General features: G+C 67.2%; 11 protein-coding genes and 1 tRNA gene. 10 read left to right on the forward strand and 2 right to left on the reverse strand.

Annotated elements, in window-relative coordinates; all coding sequences use genetic code 11:
* Positions 1–98: 98 nt before the first annotated feature.
* Entirely contained in the window at positions 99–2,042 is a 1,944-nt protein-coding gene (gene uvrC / locus ACZ1J6_RS12445; RefSeq protein WP_431567051.1) for an excinuclease ABC subunit UvrC, read from the reverse strand.
* Between the two features lie 146 nt (positions 2,043–2,188).
* Positions 2,189–4,810, reverse strand: coding sequence for a TonB-dependent receptor (locus ACZ1J6_RS12450; protein ID WP_465128104.1), 2,622 nt, complete (start codon positions 4,808–4,810; stop codon positions 2,189–2,191).
* A gap of 394 nt (positions 4,811–5,204) precedes the next feature.
* Here ACZ1J6_RS12450 and infA point away from each other — a divergent pair, with 394 nt between their 5' ends.
* From infA to bcsD, 10 genes are all read left to right on the forward strand, one after another.
* A complete protein-coding gene (infA, locus tag ACZ1J6_RS12455) occupies positions 5,205–5,450 on the forward strand; it encodes a translation initiation factor IF-1 (protein ID WP_132263148.1) in 246 nt (81 codons plus the stop codon).
* A gap of 2 nt (positions 5,451–5,452) precedes the next feature.
* Positions 5,453–6,070, forward strand: coding sequence for a Maf family protein (locus ACZ1J6_RS12460; protein WP_431567053.1), 618 nt, complete (start codon positions 5,453–5,455; stop codon positions 6,068–6,070).
* Positions 6,063–7,037 (forward strand): ribonuclease E/G, encoded by a 975-nt coding sequence (locus tag ACZ1J6_RS12465; RefSeq protein WP_431567054.1) that lies wholly within the window; start codon positions 6,063–6,065, stop codon positions 7,035–7,037. Before ACZ1J6_RS12460 ends, ACZ1J6_RS12465 begins: the two co-directional genes overlap by 8 nt.
* Before the next feature lie 74 nt (positions 7,038–7,111).
* Positions 7,112–7,267, forward strand: coding sequence for a DNA gyrase inhibitor YacG (gene yacG / locus ACZ1J6_RS12470; RefSeq protein WP_132264136.1), 156 nt, complete (start codon positions 7,112–7,114; stop codon positions 7,265–7,267).
* 139 nt (positions 7,268–7,406) lie between these two features.
* Positions 7,407–7,482 (forward strand) — tRNA-Phe (locus tag ACZ1J6_RS12475).
* 261 nt (positions 7,483–7,743) lie between these two features.
* A complete protein-coding gene (locus ACZ1J6_RS12480; RefSeq protein WP_132263153.1) occupies positions 7,744–8,091 on the forward strand; it encodes a hypothetical protein in 348 nt (115 codons plus the stop codon).
* Positions 8,091–8,822, forward strand: coding sequence for a cellulose synthase operon protein YhjQ/BcsQ (locus tag ACZ1J6_RS12485; RefSeq protein WP_132263155.1), 732 nt, complete (start codon positions 8,091–8,093; stop codon positions 8,820–8,822). Before ACZ1J6_RS12480 ends, ACZ1J6_RS12485 begins: the two co-directional genes overlap by 1 nt.
* Positions 8,819–13,285: a UDP-forming cellulose synthase catalytic subunit gene (bcsA, locus tag ACZ1J6_RS12490; protein ID WP_431567055.1), complete on the forward strand. Its 4,467-nt coding sequence runs from the start codon at positions 8,819–8,821 to the stop codon at positions 13,283–13,285. The genes ACZ1J6_RS12485 and bcsA overlap by 4 nt, the downstream gene beginning before the upstream one ends.
* Entirely contained in the window at positions 13,282–16,785 is a 3,504-nt protein-coding gene (locus ACZ1J6_RS12495) for a cellulose synthase subunit BcsC-related outer membrane protein (RefSeq protein ID WP_431567056.1), read from the forward strand. Before bcsA ends, ACZ1J6_RS12495 begins: the two co-directional genes overlap by 4 nt.
* Positions 16,782–17,243, forward strand: coding sequence for a cellulose biosynthesis protein BcsD (gene bcsD, locus ACZ1J6_RS12500; RefSeq protein WP_132263159.1), 462 nt, complete (start codon positions 16,782–16,784; stop codon positions 17,241–17,243). Before ACZ1J6_RS12495 ends, bcsD begins: the two co-directional genes overlap by 4 nt.
* The last annotated feature ends 22 nt before the right edge of the window (positions 17,244–17,265 follow it).

The raw sequence follows: 17,265 nt of genomic DNA on the forward strand, positions 1-17,265 counted from the left end.
TCACGCGAGGCTCATGTCGTTCGTCGATGGGAGTCGGCTGTTGGTCCTTCGGCGCGGAGGGTGGAGCCGCGGCTATCGGCCTCCTTCGCCGCGCCCCGTCAGCCGTTCGGATGATAGAAATCGTAGATCGTCTGTGCCACCGCCGCACTGACGCCGGGCGCGCGTTGAAGGTCGTCCAGGCTGGCGGCGCGCACTTTGCCTGCCGTGCCGAAGTGCAGCAGCAGCGCGCGCTTGCGGGCCGGGCCGATGCCGGGAATTTCGTCGAGCGGGCTGGCGGTGATCGCGCGGCTGCGCTTGGCGCGATGCGCGCCGATGACGAAGCGGTGGACCTCGTCGCGCAGGCGCTGGAGATGGAACAGCAGCGGCGAGTTGACCGGCAGCATCTTTTCGCGCCCGTCGGGGAAGTGGAATATCTCCCGCCCCTCGCGGCCGTGGTTCGGCCCCTTGGCGATGGCGATGAGGTTCACGTCCTCGATGCCGAGTTCCTCCAGCGCGTCCTTCACGGCGCTCATCTGGCCCTTGCCGCCGTCGATCAGCACGAGGTCGGGCCACATACCGCTCTCGCGTTCGGGGTCCTCTTCCTGCACGCGCCCGAAACGACGGGTCATGACTTCGCGCATCATCGCGAAATCGTCGTTGCTCTGCGCCTCGCGGATGTTGAACTTGCGGTACTGGCTGGTGAGGAAACCCTCCGGCCCGGCCACCACCATCGCGCCGACCGCCTTGCTGCCCTGGATATGCGAGTTGTCGTAGACTTCCACGCGCTGCGGCAGGTCCGGCAGTTCGAGGAATTCCGTCATCTCGCGCCAGATCTTGGCCTGCGAGCCGCGCTCGGCCATGCGGCGGTCCAGCGCCTCCACGGCATTGCGCACGGCCTGATCCATCAGGCGGCGGCGGCTGCCGCGCTGGGGCACCGATATCTCGACTTTGCCGCCCGCCAGTTCGCGGAAGGCCTCGGCCATGAGTTCGGCCTCGGGCAGTTCGCGGTCGACCAGGATGGTGCGCGAGGGCGGCACTTCCTCGTAGAACTGGGCAAGGAAGCTCTGGAACACTTCTTCCTCGGACAGGCCTTCGGTATGCGTCGGGAAGAAGGCGCGGTGGCCCCAATTCTGGCCGCCGCGAATGAAGAAGGCCTGCACGCCGATCTGGCCGTTCTTGCAGGCCATGGCGAAGATGTCGGCGCTGTCCATGCCTTCGGCGTTGATGGCCTGGCTACCCTGGATGAATGTGGCCGCGCGCAAGCGGTCGCGCAGCATGGCCGCGCGCTCGAAGTCCAGCGAGGCCGCGGCTTCGGCCATCTGGCTCTCGATCTTCCTCTGTACCGCGTTGGACTTGCCGCCAAGGAAGTCCTTGGCTTCCTTCACGAGTTCTCCGTACCCCGCCTCGTCGATCCGGCCGACACAAGGCGCGGAGCAGCGCTTGATCTGGTAGAGCAGGCAGGGCCGGTCGCGCCGGGAGAAGAAGCTGTCGGTGCAGCTGCGCAGCAGGAACAGCTTCTGCAGGGCGTTGATCGTGGTGTTCACCGAACCGGCGCTGGCGAAGGGGCCGTAATAATTGCCCTTCATCTTGCGCGCGCCGCGGTGCTTCATGATGCGCGGGAACTCATGTTCGGACCGCAGCAGGATGAAGGGGAACGACTTGTCGTCGCGCAGCAGCACGTTGTAGGCGGGGCGAAAGCGCTTGATGAGCTGCGCTTCCAGCAGCAGCGCCTCGGCCTCGGAATTGGTGGTGACGATGGTCATGCTGCGCGTCTGGCTGACCATGCGCTGCAGGCGGCCGGGCAGCCGCTCCCACTGGGTATAGTTGGCGACGCGGTTCCTCAGCACCCGCGCCTTGCCGACATAGAGCACATCCCCGCGCGCATCCTGCATGCGGTAGACCCCGGGCTTGGCGGGCAGAGTCCGCAAGGTTTCCCGGATCGCCTCGACCCCCTGCTGGAGATCGGGCTGTTCGGAGCCGCGCAGGGTGAAAGTCGCCCGCTCCTCGTTGAAGCGTTCGGTGCCTTGGGGGTGTTCGGGAGTGCCGGCAGGTGTTCGCGCCATCAGGGCCAGATAGAGATTGAACGGCCGAAGGGGAAGCGGTCTGCGAAGGGGATTTCACCGTCGTCCCGGATCTCCCGCCGCTGGGCCGATGGGCGGCGTTCGCCGCTGGCCAATGGCCGGCAGGCCAGTCCGGGACGACGGCGTGATCAGAACATCTTGCGGAAATCGATGCCCAGCACCCTGCCCTGCGGCTCACGATAGGCCGCCTGGTAGGCGATCGGCACTTCGCCGTTCTGGTCTGTAACCTTCTGCCGCGAATCCAGCAGGTTGTCCGCCACGAGCGACAAGCGCGTGCCCTTGAGGAACGGCACTCTGGCCACGAGATCGGCATTCTTTCCCAGATCCGCGAAAATGCGGAGCTTGACGTCGAACGTGCTGCCGAAGCGCAAGTCCGAGCTGCCCGGCAGGCCGGTGCCGTCCACCCGCGTCGGCGCGTCCCATTCGGCCTTGAGGCGGAAGCCGTAGCCGTTCTTGAACATGCCACCTTCGGCCTCGATCGCATGGCGCGGGACGCCGCCCGCCGTCAGGGCCTCGCCGTTGAGCTGGTCCAGTTCCGGCACGCCGTCGGCGATCTTGACGCGGTCGGTGAAGCGCCAGGTATGATAGACCGACAGATTCCAGCGGCCGCCCTTGCCGCCAGGGCCGCCGGGACCGCCCGGCGGTGGACCGCCACCGCCGGGACCGGGCCCGCCGCCGCCTGCCTGGTGGCCACCACCGGAAGCGCCGCTACCGGAAGCGCCCGAGGGACGAGCGCCGCCGTCACCACCGCGCGCTGCGCCCGGAGGCGGAGGACCGCCGAATGCACCCTGCCCGCCGCCGGTCTCCTTCTTGCCGAGATTGCCCGAGAGATTGAGCCCCCAGCGGATACGCGAACTCGTCTCCTCGTCGAAGGTCACCGCGCGCCGGTCGACGTAGACGAGGTTTCCGGAAGCATCGCGCTGCACCCGATCCGGGAACGCCGCCTCCACCGCCGAAGTCAGCATCGGGAAGGATTCGCTGACGTTCGAGGAGCGGTTGTGGAAGTATTCCAGGATGAGGTTGGAGCGCTCCATGAAGGGCAGTTCCCAGGTCGCCGAGAGCTTGATGTCGCGCTGGGTTTCCTTGCGCAGATCTTGGTTGCCGCCGGTCAGCACGGTCACGAGCGCGGTGGAATTCGTGGTGAAATCGTAGACCGAGACATTGTAGGTCAGCACGCTCGGTGCGCCCAGCTGCGCCAGGGTCGGCGCTTCCTGGTCCACCAGGTAGCTTGCCTGGAAAGTCAGCTTCTCGGTGGGAGACCAGGTGAGTCCGGCGCTCCAGTCGGTCAGCGTGCCGAAGTCCGACAAGTGGTTCAGCCCAGCACTGACGTTGAGCGCGAGATCGCCGATGCCGCCCAGGAAATCGCCGCGGCTGGTCAGCGGGATCGCCAGGTTGACGCCGCCCGAGACATCGCCGCGCGCCAACGTGCTGGCGGCGGAGGTATCCGAATGGGTCTCGCTCTGCACCCGGCTGAAATCGTAGCCGCCCTTGAAGGTCAGGTTGGCATCGCCTGCCGGCATGATGAAGGGCGTGCCGGAGAGAGTGGCCAGGGAACTGAGCGAGAGCGTGCGGCTCCGCGCGGTGTCCACGCCCGCCCCGGCAACCACGGGCAGCGCGCCGGCAATGTCGAGCGTACCGGCCGCGGCCGCATCCTGAAGCCCCGTAAGGTCGCGCTTGCGATCGGTGCGCGTGCCGGCATCGGTATAGCTGCCGTCACCGGTGACGTTGAACATCCAGCGGCCGACCATGGTGTTGTAGCCCAGCCCGGCCTCGAACGTGTCGGTAACGACGCGCGAGGTCAGCGGATCGGGCAGCGTGCGCACTTCCTGGCTGCCGGCAGGCGACGTCAGCGTCACCGTGTCGAGCCCCGAAAGCGAGGTCGATACTTCGTGCGTGAAGGCGCCGTTCGCGGTGATCGATCCGGCCATGCCCTTGTCGCCAAGGTTCTGCGTCATGTTGCCGCCCACCGTGAACTCGGAATCGGCGGCTGCAAGACTGCGATAGCGCGCCGGCTCGGGATCGCCGGCCACCGTGGGCTGCGATCCGTCCTCCTGCCGCACATTGCGCTCGTCCTCGGTGAGCATCGACGTGTCGGTATACTTCGCGTTGAAGTTGTACCGCCGCGGCCCGGCGATCTTCACGATGCCGCTTTCCAGCTCGTAATTGTCGTAGCCGCCGCGCGTGGGATTGTTGAACTCTCCGGCGACGGTCGTGGCCGAGAACTTGTCCTTGAGGATGAGATTGACGACGCGCTGGTTCGCCGGATAGCCGAAGCGCAGCGCCACTTCCTCGGGCAGCACTTCCAGCTTGCGGATCGCCTCCGGCGGGATGTTGCGCATCTCGCGGAAGCTGGTGATGCGCTGGCCGTTGACGAGAATGACCGGCGTACCGCTGCCGCGCCCTCGCCCGCTGCCCGTCTGCGGCGAGATCGCATCGATCAGGTCTCCGATCGAATCCACGCCGTAGGCGGCGATGTCGTCCTCGTCGAACGTGGCGATCGGCTGGTTGGGAACGTCCAGCTGGCCCAGGATGCGCGGGGCGACGACAACGATATCCCCCCCGGTCACTTCCAGCGGATCGTCGTCGTTGTCCTCGTCCGGCGGCACCGATGCGTCACTGGGGTTCACAGCCGCGGCGATCCCGGCGCCGGCAACGGCCGTGCTGGTGGCGGCGCTGGTCATCATCGCGGCCTCTGCACCTACCGGCGAAGCCGGGACGACCTGCGCCTGGGCCAGCGCCGGCAGGCACACGCCGGCAAACAGTGGCCCAACCCATGGGACCAGATGCACGCACCGCAAATCAAACCTCCGATTGAAAAAGATATTTCCCGCCAATGAGCCTTGTTCTCGGCCCGCTGCGCTGATGCCGCGACTGCGAACATGCCGCAAGGTCGGGGCGGGTAACTTTTTGTCGCAACAGAATATGCATTTGTCGCAGGACAGTTCCGGAAGCGTTCGGCCAACTATTCGCAGGCGCATCCGCCCAAGCGACATGTCGTGTGCGGCATTTTTGAAACGACAACCGGCGAAAACGGGCTATCTGCTGGCCCCGTTCAAGAGTTCGCCAAGCAAGGCTTCCATTTTCGACGAGTCGTGGTTATGGCGCGCCCCAATCATGCAGCAGGCTTACGGGTATTGATCGCCAATGGCGAAAGAAGAACTCCTTGAAATGCGTGGCCGGGTCATCGAACTCCTGCCGAATGCGATGTTCCGCGTTGAGCTGGAAAACGGCCACGAGATCCTCGGGCATACCGCCGGCAAGATGCGCAAGAACCGCATCCGCGTGCTGGTCGGCGACGAGGTGCTCGTCGAGCTGACCCCTTACGACCTTACCAAGGGCCGTATCACCTACCGCTTTATGCCGGGTCGCGCTGGCCCCGGTCAGTACTGATCGTGACCCCTGCCGAAAACGCCTCCGCAGCCCGGCACGACCCGCAACTGGTCCTCGCCTCGGCCAGCCCGCGCCGCCGCGAGTTGATCGCGCGGCTGGGCATCGTTCCTCACGCCATCATCGCTGCCGATATCGACGAAGCGCACGGAGACCGCGAGGTTCCCCGCGAATATGCACGCCGCATGGCGCGGGAGAAGGCACTCGCCGTGGTGCTTCCGGCCGAAGCCGGCGATGTTCATGTCCTGGCGGGCGACACCGTCGTCGCCTGCGGCCGCCGTATCCTGCCCAAGGCAGAGGACGAGGCGACCGCGCGCGCCTGCCTGGCCCTCCTCTCCGGCCGCCGCCACCGCGTGCTCTCCGCCATCGCCCTCAAATCGCCCGACGGCACGCTTCGCGAAAGGCTGTCGGAAACGATCGTGCGCTTCAAACCGCTCACGAAGCAGGAAATCGACGCCTACATCGCCGGCGGCGAGTGGGACGGCAAGGCGGGCGGCTATGCCATCCAGGGCAGCGCCGAAGGCCTGATCGCCGCGATCACCGGCAGCCATTCCGGGGTCGTCGGCCTGCCCTTGTTCGAAACCCGTGCACTGCTGCAGGCAGCGGGCTTCCCGATTGGCTGAGTGGCTCGTCGAGGACGGGATCGGCGAGAGCCGCGCGATCCTGGTCGAGAATGGCGAGGTCCTGGCTGCCCGGCTGCAATGGCACGGCCGCCTCACCCCCGGTGAAGTGGCCGACGCGGTGCTGCTCTCCCGCACGAAGGGCGCGCGTCGCGGCACGCTCCGCTTCGCTTCCGGCGAAGAAGCGCTGGTCGACGGCCTGCCGCCGGAAGCCAGCGAAGGCGCCACGCTGCGTGTCGAAGTGACACGCGCGGCCATGGCGGAAACCGGCCGATTGAAGCGCGCGCAGGCGCGGCCCAGCGCCGCGCCGATCCGTCCCGCGCCGACACTCGCGGAATCGCTGCGCGGCGGTGGCCTCCCGGTCCGCACGCTCCGCGCCTTTCCGCAAGACCCCTGGCCGGAGCTTTTCGCCGAAGCGCTGGACGGCGAACTGGCCTTCGACGGCGGCGCGATCCTGGTGATCCCTACTCCGGCGATGACCCTGATCGACATCGACGGCACCCTCCCCCCGCGGGCCCTGGCGCTGGCGGCGATCCCCGCGATTGCGCGCGCCGTGGGCCTGCTGGACCTTGGCGGCTCGATCGGCATCGATTTCCCCTCGCTGGAGCGCAAGGAAGACCGGCGTGCGGTGGACGAGGCGCTGGCCGCGGCGCTGGACCACTGGCCGCACCAGCACACGGCGATGAACGGGTTCGGTTTCGTCCAGCTGGTGGCGCGGCTGGAACGGCCCTCGCTGCTTCACCGCCTGCGCCACGAGCCGGCCGGCGCCTGTGCGCGGCTGCTCCTGCGGCAGGCCGAAGGCGTCCAGGAGCCCGGAACGCTTCTGCTGACCGCCCATCCCCGCATCCGCGCCAAAGTGCGGCCGGAATGGGAAACCGAACTGGCACGGCGCACCGGACGCGTGCTGGCCTGGCGCGAAGAGCCGGGCCTTGCACTGGCGGGCGGTTTCGCGCAGGCGATCACCTCATGAGCGACGATACAAATCCAAGCACGGCCAAAACCGCGGGCCAAGGCGCTGGCGGCAGGCCCAATCGCAAGTGCCCGATCTGCGGAAAGCCGCGCGCGGTCGAACATACGCCCTTCTGCTCCAAGCGCTGCCGCGACCGCGATCTGCTGCAGTGGCTGGAAGACGGCTATGCCCTTCCCGGCCCGCCCGCGCCTCAAAATCCGGACTCGGACCTTTATCCACAGGACGATTGAAATGATCGTGTCATTTTAGGGTTGCCAAGCCGGTTCATGTTCTTCATAGGCCCGCCACCAGCAGCGAACGGCCGCCTCGGCAGCCGAAAAATTCGCTGAAAAGCTTGGTCTCGCACGATGACCAAACTCGGTTTGGTAAGCCCGGGTAGCTCAGTTGGTAGAGCACATGACTGAAAATCATGGTGTCGGCGGTTCGATCCCGTCCCCGGGCACCACTCTCTTCGGAGGGTGGTGCTTTTTCCTTTTGGGCCTCCCCTCACATAGCCTCTGGACATCTCCGTTAGCTTTCTCGCATTAGTGAGGGGCGTACCCGCGCGCGTGTTCCAAAGTGAACATATGTATCCTCGCGGTGACAGAATTGCGGGCCGAATCGAAAAATAAACTGCGATTGCAGGATTTTCGGACCGGGATTTCACGTATAAATACGATGTTAACCATTAGTTGTCAGTCCTGTTCGGGCAACAACGGGGATTGTCATGCGCATTGATGCCAGGAATTTGCTGGACCGCTTGGGCCGCAACGAATTCGCGTACAAAGAATTCGAGGATCGCTTTTCCGACCTCGAACTCTGGCCGATCCTCGAAGCCCTGCTGCGCGATCCACGCCTTCAGACGCTCGACCAGACGGCTGCCGAAGCGCCGCCTGTCGAGACGGAAAATTCCGACCCGGAACTCGCTGCGGAGCCGCTGAAGAACCTCTTCAGCCGCTATGAGCAACATTCTGTTTCACCATCGATTGCAAAATCAGTTGTTGAAGAGCCCGTTCGCGATGTACGAGCGATGTTGCGCCATTTGTCGGACCTTGGCGCCCGGGGGGAAATCTGATGCCGATGATCGTCTGTCACGGTCCCAAGGGGGGGACCGGGAACACTTTCGTTGCCGCTCATCTGGCGATGGGTCTGTCGGCGCAGGGCGCGGACGTGACCGTGGTGAGCGTCGCCGCGCGCGATTCCCTGCCGCTTCACTTCGGCCTTTCTCCCGCCACGTCGCTTCCCGCGATCACCGCGCCGGCCGACGAGGCGGTGCTGGTGGGCGGCATCAACTTGCGTAGCTGGCGCCGCGCGGCCGAAGATCTCGACTTCGTGCCGATGCTGAACGAGCTGGGTTACTTCCAGCCCGGCAAGGAACGCGTCCTGGTCGTCGACGTGCCCTCCGGCGACACCCGCCTGGCGCGCCGCCTGATCGAGCACGCCTGCGCGCACGTCTGCACCATCAATGCCCAGCCCGACACCCTGGCCCTGCTGCCGCAGGTCTTCGGCGAAGCCGGCCCCGAGGGCCTGGCGCGCACCGCTTTCGTGATCAATGCGCTCGACGAAACGCGCCGCCTTGGCCGCCACGGTGCCGCCTTCATCCGCGAACTGGCCGGACAGCGCCTGATCGGCCGCATCCGCATGGACGAAGCCGTGCCCGAAGCCATCGCCACCTTGCAGATGCTCGGCCGCTACGCGCCGGCCAGCGTGGCCCTGGCGGACGTGAAGCAGATCGCGGAGGCCATCGCGCCCACCCTCGATTCCACCACCAACAGCTGGGTCGCGCCGGTGAGCCTCGCCGCATGATCCGAAATCTCGTTTCGCACCGCGCCGTCAGACTTCTGGCGATCGTTCCGATCGCCCTGATCGCGGCCATGGTGATCGGGGTCCCTCTCGACACCAATGCCCAGTGGATGTTCGCGGGCGTGACGATCCTGGGAACGCTGGTGATGAAGCGCTGGCCCGGCCGCAAGGGCGCGCTCGCGCTCGGGCTGCTGGCCGTGCTCATGTCCACGCGCTACATGTTCTGGCGCACGACGCAGACGCTGGCTTTCGGCACCCTGCCCGAATTCCTGTTCGGCACCGGGCTCTACCTGGCCGAACTCTACGCCTGGGTAATCCTCATCCTGGGCTTCATCCAGACGAGCTGGCCGCTGGACCGCCCGGTGATCGAGCCCAAGGGCGATCCCGAGACCTGGCCCACCGTCGACATCTACATCCCCACCTACAACGAAAGCCTGGAGATCGTGCGCAACACGGTCTTCGCGGCGATGGACCTCGACTATCCGGTCGACCGCTACCGCATCTTCATCCTCGATGATGGCAAGCGTCCCGAATTCCGCGCTTTCGCCAAGGAAGCCGGCTGCGGCTACCTGACGCGCGACAATAACCTTCACGCCAAGGCGGGCAATCTCAACGCGGCGATGAAGAAGACCGACGGCGAACTGATCGCCATCTTCGACTGCGACCACGTTCCCACCCGCGCCTTCCTGCAGCTGACCGTGGGCTGGTTCCAGACCGACCCGCGGCTCGCGCTGCTGCAGACGCCGCACCACATGTATTCGCCCGACCCCGTGCAGCGCAACCTGGCCTCGACCATGGGCGACATGCCCGGCGAGGGCGATCTGTTCTACGGCGCGGTCCAGGGCGGCAACGACTTGTGGAACGCCACCTTCTTCTGCGGCTCCTGCGCGATCATCCGCCGCGAGGCGCTGATGGAAACCAACGGCTTCGCGGGCGAGACCGTGACCGAGGACGCCCATACAGCGCTCAAGCTGCAGCGCACCGGCTGGAACACCGCCTATATCAGCGCCCGCCTTTCGGCCGGCCTGGCCACGGAGCGCCTCGTGCTCCACGTCGGCCAGCGCATCCGCTGGGCCCGCGGCATGACGCAGATCCTGCGTATCGACTTCCCGCTGACCGGCAAGGGCCTCACCTGGCAGCAGCGGCTTTGCTACCTCAACGCGATGCTGCACTTCCAGTATCCGCTGCCCCGCATCGCCTTCCTGACCAGCCCGCTCGCCTACCTGATCTTCGGCCAGAACATCATCCAGGCTTCGGCCTCGCTGATCTTCGCCTATGCCATGCCGCACCTGTTCTGCTCCTCGATCGCCAACGAGCGCACGCAGGGCGGAGACCGCCGCCCCTACTGGGGCGAAGTCTACGAAACGATCCTGGCCTTCCACCTCGTGAAGCCCACGGTCATGACCTGGCTGCAGCCCCGCAAGGGCAAGTTCAACGTGACCGACAAGGGCTCGCTGCTCGACAAGACCTATTTCGACTGGGCGATCGTGCGGCCGCATCTCGTCTGCATCGGCCTGCTGGTGGGCGGCATCCTGCTCGCCGTCGTGAAATGGGCCTTCTTCCCCTACATGTTCAACATCCAGACCGATACGCTGGTGCTGAACTGCGCCTGGGCGACCTTCAGCCTCATCATCCTGCTCGCCGCCGTCTCGGTGGCGCGTGAGACCCGGCAGGCGCGGCAGGACATTCGTATTCCGGTCTCGCTGCCGGTCACGGCCTACCTCGCTTCCGGCCATGTCGTCAGCGCGACCACCATCGACATCTCGATGGGCGGCGCCGCGCTCTCGCTGCCGCCGGAACTGCCGCTGCGCGATGTCGAGGTGACGCACATCACCATGGCCATGGGCGACGAAGTGCTCTCGATCCCGGTCAAGACCATGCGCACCCGCTCCAGCAATGCCTACGTCCGCTTCGAACAGCTGGACATGCTGGCGAACCGCCATCTCGTGCGCGCCGTCATGGGCCGTGCCGACGCCTGGCAGCCCACCGGCCCCAACCCGCAAGTCAGCGCGCTTCGCTCGCTGGCAGATATCATTCTTGTCGACATGGTAACGATCAAGCGCATGCTGCGTCTCAATTTCTCCGAACGTCGGCAAATGGCCGAGATCGCTGCCCGTATGCCGGCCCTGCCCGCCCCCGAGGTGACGAAGGAAGCCAAGGGCATGCGTTCGCTGCTGCCGCTGGCCAAGGCGGCCGGCGTGGCCGCCGCGCTTGCGCTGGGCGTGGCCACCGTGCTGTTCGGCAGCCAGGAAGTCCACGCCGCGCCGGCCCGGTCCGCAGCGACGCCTGCCCAGGAAACCGCCGCGAACGGACCGGCCGACGCCGCCGCCCCGCCGCGCAGCGGGCTTGGCGAGCGCCTGACCTTCAAGGACATGCGCGTCACGAGTCCGATCCGCCTCCAGGGCACCCAGGGCGAAATCGGCATTCCCTTCGGCATGCGCCAGGACCGCGTCGTGACCTCAGCCGTGCTCACGCTGCAGCTCTCGTGGTCCGCCCAGATGCTGGACGACATCAGCCAGCTTGTGGTGATCGTGAACGGCGAAGTGGTCCAGGCCGTGCCGCTGACCCGCGGCGAGGCCGCCGGCCACGTCCTGCGCATCCCGATCAACGCCGCCCTGCTCCTGCCGGGCGACAACCAGCTCAACATCCGCTTCCTGGGGCACTACGCGCGAGATTGCGAGGATCCGTTCCACAGCTCGCTCTGGGCGAACATCAGCAATACTCGCTCGTTCCTCGAGGTCGAATACCAGGCGCTGACCTTCCAGCCCGACCTCTCGCGCCTGCCGCTGCCGTTCTTCGACAAGGGCCAGAACGTGCCGCTGCGCATGCCCTTCGTCTTTGCCGGACAGCCGCACAAGGGCGAGCTTGAGGCCGCAGCCGCCACGGCATCCTGGCTCGGCTCGCTGGCCTCCTATCGCGGCTTCTCGTTCAAGCCGGTCTACGGCTCGCTGCCCAAGGGCAATGCCGTGGTCTTCCTCAAGGCAGGCCAGTCGATCCCCGGCCTGGACATCGCACCCGCGACCGGTCCCAGCGCCGCGGCCGTGCGCAACCCGGTCGATCCCACCGGCACCCTGCTGGTGCTGATGGGCCGGGGCGACGCCGACCTTCGCATCGCTGCCGGTGCCGTGGCCCTGGGCCGCGGCGTGTTCGGCGGACAGCGCATGTCCTTCGACGGTGTGCGCATCCCCGCCTGGCCGCGTTACGGCGCCTTGCGCTGGATCTCGACCGACAAGCCGGTGCAGCTGGGCAAGATCATGCCCGCTTACGCACTGCAGGGCATGGGCTTCCGTCCCGGTCCGCTCACCGCCAGCTTCCGCGTCGCGCCGGACTTGTTCTTCTGGCCCCGCGAAGGCGGCCGCCTGAACCTGACCTACCGCTATCCCACGGCCGACTGGCTCGACCAGCGCGCCTCGCGCCTCGATGCCTCGCTCAATGGCCAGTACCTCAAGACGCTGCCGCTCAGCTCCACCTGGTGGACCAACCTGTTCGGCGCGCGCGGCGCCAAGAGCGAGGACTCCTCGGCCACGGTCGTGCTGCCGCGCTACAACCTGTTCGGACAGAACGAGCTGGCGCTCGACTACAACCTCATCATCGCCGACAAGAAGAAGTGCACCGGCACTCTTCCAGAAAACGTGCGCACGTCGATCGACCCCACCAGCACGATCGACCTCACTTCGGCCTACCACGCGATCCTCATGCCCGACCTGGCGACGTTCGCCGGCGCCGGCTTCCCCTTCACCGCGGCGCCCGACCTTGCCGAAACCACGGTGGTGATGGCTGCCAATCCCTCGCCCTCCTCGGTCGAGGCCTTCCTCGCGCTGATGGGCCGCTTCGGTGACTCCACCGGCGTTCCGGTGACCGGGATCACCGTCAGCTCCTCGGCCAGCGCCAGCGAGCTGCAGGACCAGGACGTGCTGGTCGTGGGCGGCGTGGAACTGGCCTCGGCCGGCTCGCTGTTCGACAAGGCGCCGGTGCGCTACGTCGGCGGCCACCTGGAAGTGACCGAACGCTCGCCTCTGCAATATGCCACCTCGTTCTTCGGCGGCACCGAGCGCAACGACCCGATGGCCGCTGCACCGCTCGTCTACAATGCGCGGGGCTTCTCCGGGATCGTCAGCTTCCGCTCGCCCTACTCGTCCGACCGCACCGTGGTCGCGATGCTGGCCGACAACGCCGGCGCGCTGCCCACCCTGGTCGACGGCATGTCCGACGTGAAGATCAACGCCGCCATCCAGGGCGACCTCGCGGTGACCAAGGGCGACGGCATGACCAGCTTCGCCATCGGAGACCGCTACTGGGTCGGCTCGCTGCCGGTCTGGATGAAGCTGGCTTACTGGTTCAGCCAGCGTCCGATGCTGATGGGCCTGTTCTCGCTGTTCCTGGCCGCGATCCTTGCCGGCCCGACCTACCTCTACTTCCGTCGCCAGGCGCAGCGCCGCCTCGGCCACCAGGACGACAACGCATGAGTTCCGCGAAGACCCGCCTGCGCCTCGTCGGCCTGGCCCTGCTGCTCTCCACCGCGGCCGCCGGCGTAAGCCCGGTATCGGTTCATGCCCAGGCGGCCGGGGTAGACGCCCTGTTGCAGCAGGCGAAGTACTGGCGCTCCAAGGGGCGTGAGGATCTGGCCCAGCAGGCGCTGCGACGCGCCAAGGCGCTCGATCCAAACAGTGCCGCGGTGAACCAGGCCCTCAATGCCCGGCCCGCAGCGCCGAAGCCGGCGCCGCAGCCCGCTCCCAAGGCCGCGCCCGCACCGAGGCAGGCAGCCGCCCCGAAGCCTGCGCCGGCGCGCACGCCGGCCCCGCAGCCGGTGCAGCAACAGCCCGCGCGCGTTGCCGCGGTGCCGACGCGCAGCACGCCTGCACCGACCTCTTCGGCCAATCGCGCCGGTCAGGCCCGCGTCGCGGGCTTCGACGCGTTGGAGGACGGCAATCTCGCTTCGGCTTCCAGCCAGTTCCAGCGCGCGCTTTCGGTCAATTCCCGCGACCCCGACGCCCTGGGCGGCCTGGGCCTCGTGCGCCTGCGCGAGAGCAATTTCGCCGAGGCGGCCAATTACCTCGAACAGGCCTCGCGTTACGGCAAGGCCAGCCAATGGGCCGAAGGCCTCGCCTCCGCGCGCTTCTTTGCCGGGCTGGCCGATGCCCGCAATTTCGTGGCCCAGGGCCGCCTTGCCGATGCACAGTCGGTGACCGAGGGCCTGATCCGCTCGGGCTACAAGGAACCGGCGCCCGCGCTCGAAATCCTGGCCGACATCTACGAGAAGCAGGGCCGCTACGCCGACGCCGCCGATCTCTACCGCCAGGCTGGCCAGGGCGGCGGTTCCGACGACAAGCGCCTGCAGATGCGCGCCGCCCGCGGCCGGGCCCTGGCCGCGGCCGCCAATGGCGATGACATGGGCGCCATGCGCGAGTTCCAGAACGGCCTCGTGCTCGATCCGACCGACCCGTGGATCCGCTACGAATTCGCCGAGTTCCAGATCCGCCGCGGCCGCATTCCCGAAGCGGAATCGCTGCTGCGCTCGCTGACCTCGATGGGCCAGCCCGACGCGCTCTACGCCGCCGCCCTGCTCAACAACGATCTCGGCCGCGCGCCCGAAGCCGCTCGCCTGATCGACATGATCCCAGAGGCACAGCGCACCGCACCGATGCGCACTTTCGCCATCGGCGTGAAGAGCGACGCCGCGATCGCCCGCGCCAAGGCCATGGCCGCCAGCGGCCAACAGGCCCAGGCCCTCGCCTCGCTCCGCCAGCTGGGCGCCATGTCGGCCATTCCGGTCGGCAAGCAGGCCGCCGTCGCCAATGCCCTTTACGACCTTGGCGATGCCCAGGGCGCCGCCGCGGTGGCGGAAAACGCCATGCAGGGCCAGGTCACGGGCATTGCCGACTACGAGGGCCTGATCAGCGTCCTCGCCCGCGTCGGCCGCGACGATCTCGCGCAGCAGGCACTCCAGCGCGCCAGCGCCATGGCCGGCACTTCGGCCGAGGGCCAACAGGCCTATGCCCGCATGAACGCCGCCCTGCTCGTCAGCCAGGCCGACCGTTCGCGCCAGGCAGGCCGCTTCGCCGAGGCCTTCGACATCCTGCAGAGCGCCTGGAGCGCCTCTCCGCAGAACATGGACATCCTTGCCGGTCTCGCCCGCCTCTACCAGGGCGGCCAGATGCCCGCGCGCGCGGCCCAGACCTGGCAGCTCGTGCTGGCGCGCAAGCCCGGCGACAAGGACGCCCTGCTCGGCCTGGCCGAAACCGCGCAGGCGGCCGGGGACAACGATCTGTCCCGCCGCGCCCAGAACGACGTGCTCCGTGCCTTCCCGCAGGACTACCAGGTCCGCCTCTCGCTCGCCAATGTGGAGCGCGCGCGCGGCAATGACCGGGCAGCCATGAACCTGCTCAAGGATGCGCAGAACCTTTATGCGCGCGGCCAGGGCGGCACCTCGATCGAGGGTCTTGCCGGCGGCAATCCTTTCGCGGCCATGACCCCGGCCGGCGGCTCCAACCCGTTCCGGGGCCGCGCCGTCGCCGCGCCTCAGCCGGTCAACCCCTTCGCTCTGGGCGGCGGCACCCGCGTCCCGAGCGCGCCCGCCGCCAGCTATGGCTCGGCCGCAAGCTACGACGCGCCTTCGAACTATGGCGCGGCACCCGCCTATGGCGCGCCCTCGGGCTACGGCGCCCCCGCCATGACCGCAGCACCCTACCCGGCGGCCGGCAACGGCAGCTATGGCGGCAACACGTATGGTGGCGGCAGCTACGGAAGCGGACTGGCCGACGCGGGCATGGATGCAGGCTCGGCCACCGCTTACTCGGCCGATCCGGTCATGGCGCAGATCCAGTCGCAGATCGCCGACCTTTCCCAGGACAGCGGCCCCCGCGCCGACATCGTCACCGGATACCGCCGCCGCTCGGGCGAAGCGGGCCTCAGCCAGCTGGACGAGATCAAGGGTTCGGCCCGCTTCTCCACCGATGCGCCGGGCGGCCGGGTCTATGCCAAGGCGGAAGCCTCGGTGATCGATGCCGGACGGGCCAACCAGTCCGGTCAGGCACGGTTCGGCCTCAACGGCCTGATCGAGGCGGCGGCCATCGTCCTGGAACAGCCCTCGGTCTTCCCCTCGGCCCAGACCCAGAACGCCTCGGGCGTCGCCTTCACGGCGGGTTACGAGAGCGACACCGTCAAGCTCGAAGGCGGCACCACCCCGGTCGGCATGGGCAAGACCAAGGCCACCTTCCACGCAGAAGCCTCGCCCAAGCTGTCCGAAACCGTGCGCGCCAAGGTCTTCGCGGAGCGCCAGCCCGTGACCGACAGCGTGTTGTCCTACGCCGGCACCCGCGATCCGGTGACGGGCATGCGCTGGGGCCAGGTCATGCGCTCGGCAGGCGGCGCCGGGCTTTCCTATGACGAGGATGGCAGCGGCGTCTACGCGGAAGGCCGCTACTACCGCTTCCGCGGCACCAACGTCGCCCGCAACGACGGTTTCGAGGCCAATGTCGGCGGCTACCTGCGCGCCTACCACGGCACGCATGCCAACCTCACCGTGGGCCTCAACGTGAACTACCAGGGCTACGACAAGAGCCAGAACTACTTCACCTGGGGCAACGGCGGCTACTTCAGCCCGCAGAACTTCATCAGCGTCGGCTTCCCGGTGAATTACACCATGGAAGACGAACTCTTCGATATCCGCGCCTCGTTCACGCCCGGTTTCCAAAGCTACAAGCAGGATCAGACCAACCTCTATCCGATCAACGACGAGTTGCAGGCTGCGCTCGACGTGCTGAAGGCGGCGAACAACGACGTGCGTTCCTACTACGACAGCATCAGCAAGACCGGCTTCGCCGTGTCGAGCGACCTGTCGATCTACTACAAGCTGAGCCCCACCACCCGCATCGGCGGCGAGGCCAGCTACAACACCTTCGGATCTTATGACGAGTTCCGGAGCTTATTGGGCGTGAGACAGAATTTCGGGAGCACCGGCCGATGAAACTTCACGCATTTCCCTCCCCTCGTTCCGAGGGCGAACAGAGCGGCGCAGGGGGCCTTGCGCTCTTCGCGATGATGGCCGCAGCCGAAGTCTGCGAAGGCGCACCTTCCGCGCAGGCGCAGGGTTTCTTCGCGGCCATAGGCCGGCGCATGGCCACGCTGGAGCCGCTGGAAGGCGTCAGCGATGCAGCCGTGCTCTGCGCCCGCATCAACGGCTTCTGGCAGGACCTGGGCTGGGGCGAGATCGAACTGGCCGTGGGTGACGATGCCATCGTCGTCCACCACCGCAACCTGCCCAAGGCCCTTGCCTCCGACCAGCAGGGCAGTTGGAACACGATGCTGCTGGGCTTGCTGCAAGGCGCCTACGATGCGTGGTTCCGCGTGCTCGGAAGCGGCCCGGCGCTGCACACGGTCGCCCAATGGCAGGGCGACGTGATCGAACTGCGCCACGGCCGCTGAGCCTTTCCGTCGATCAACGAAA

The organism is Novosphingobium sp. BL-S-21, from assembly GCF_055521655.1.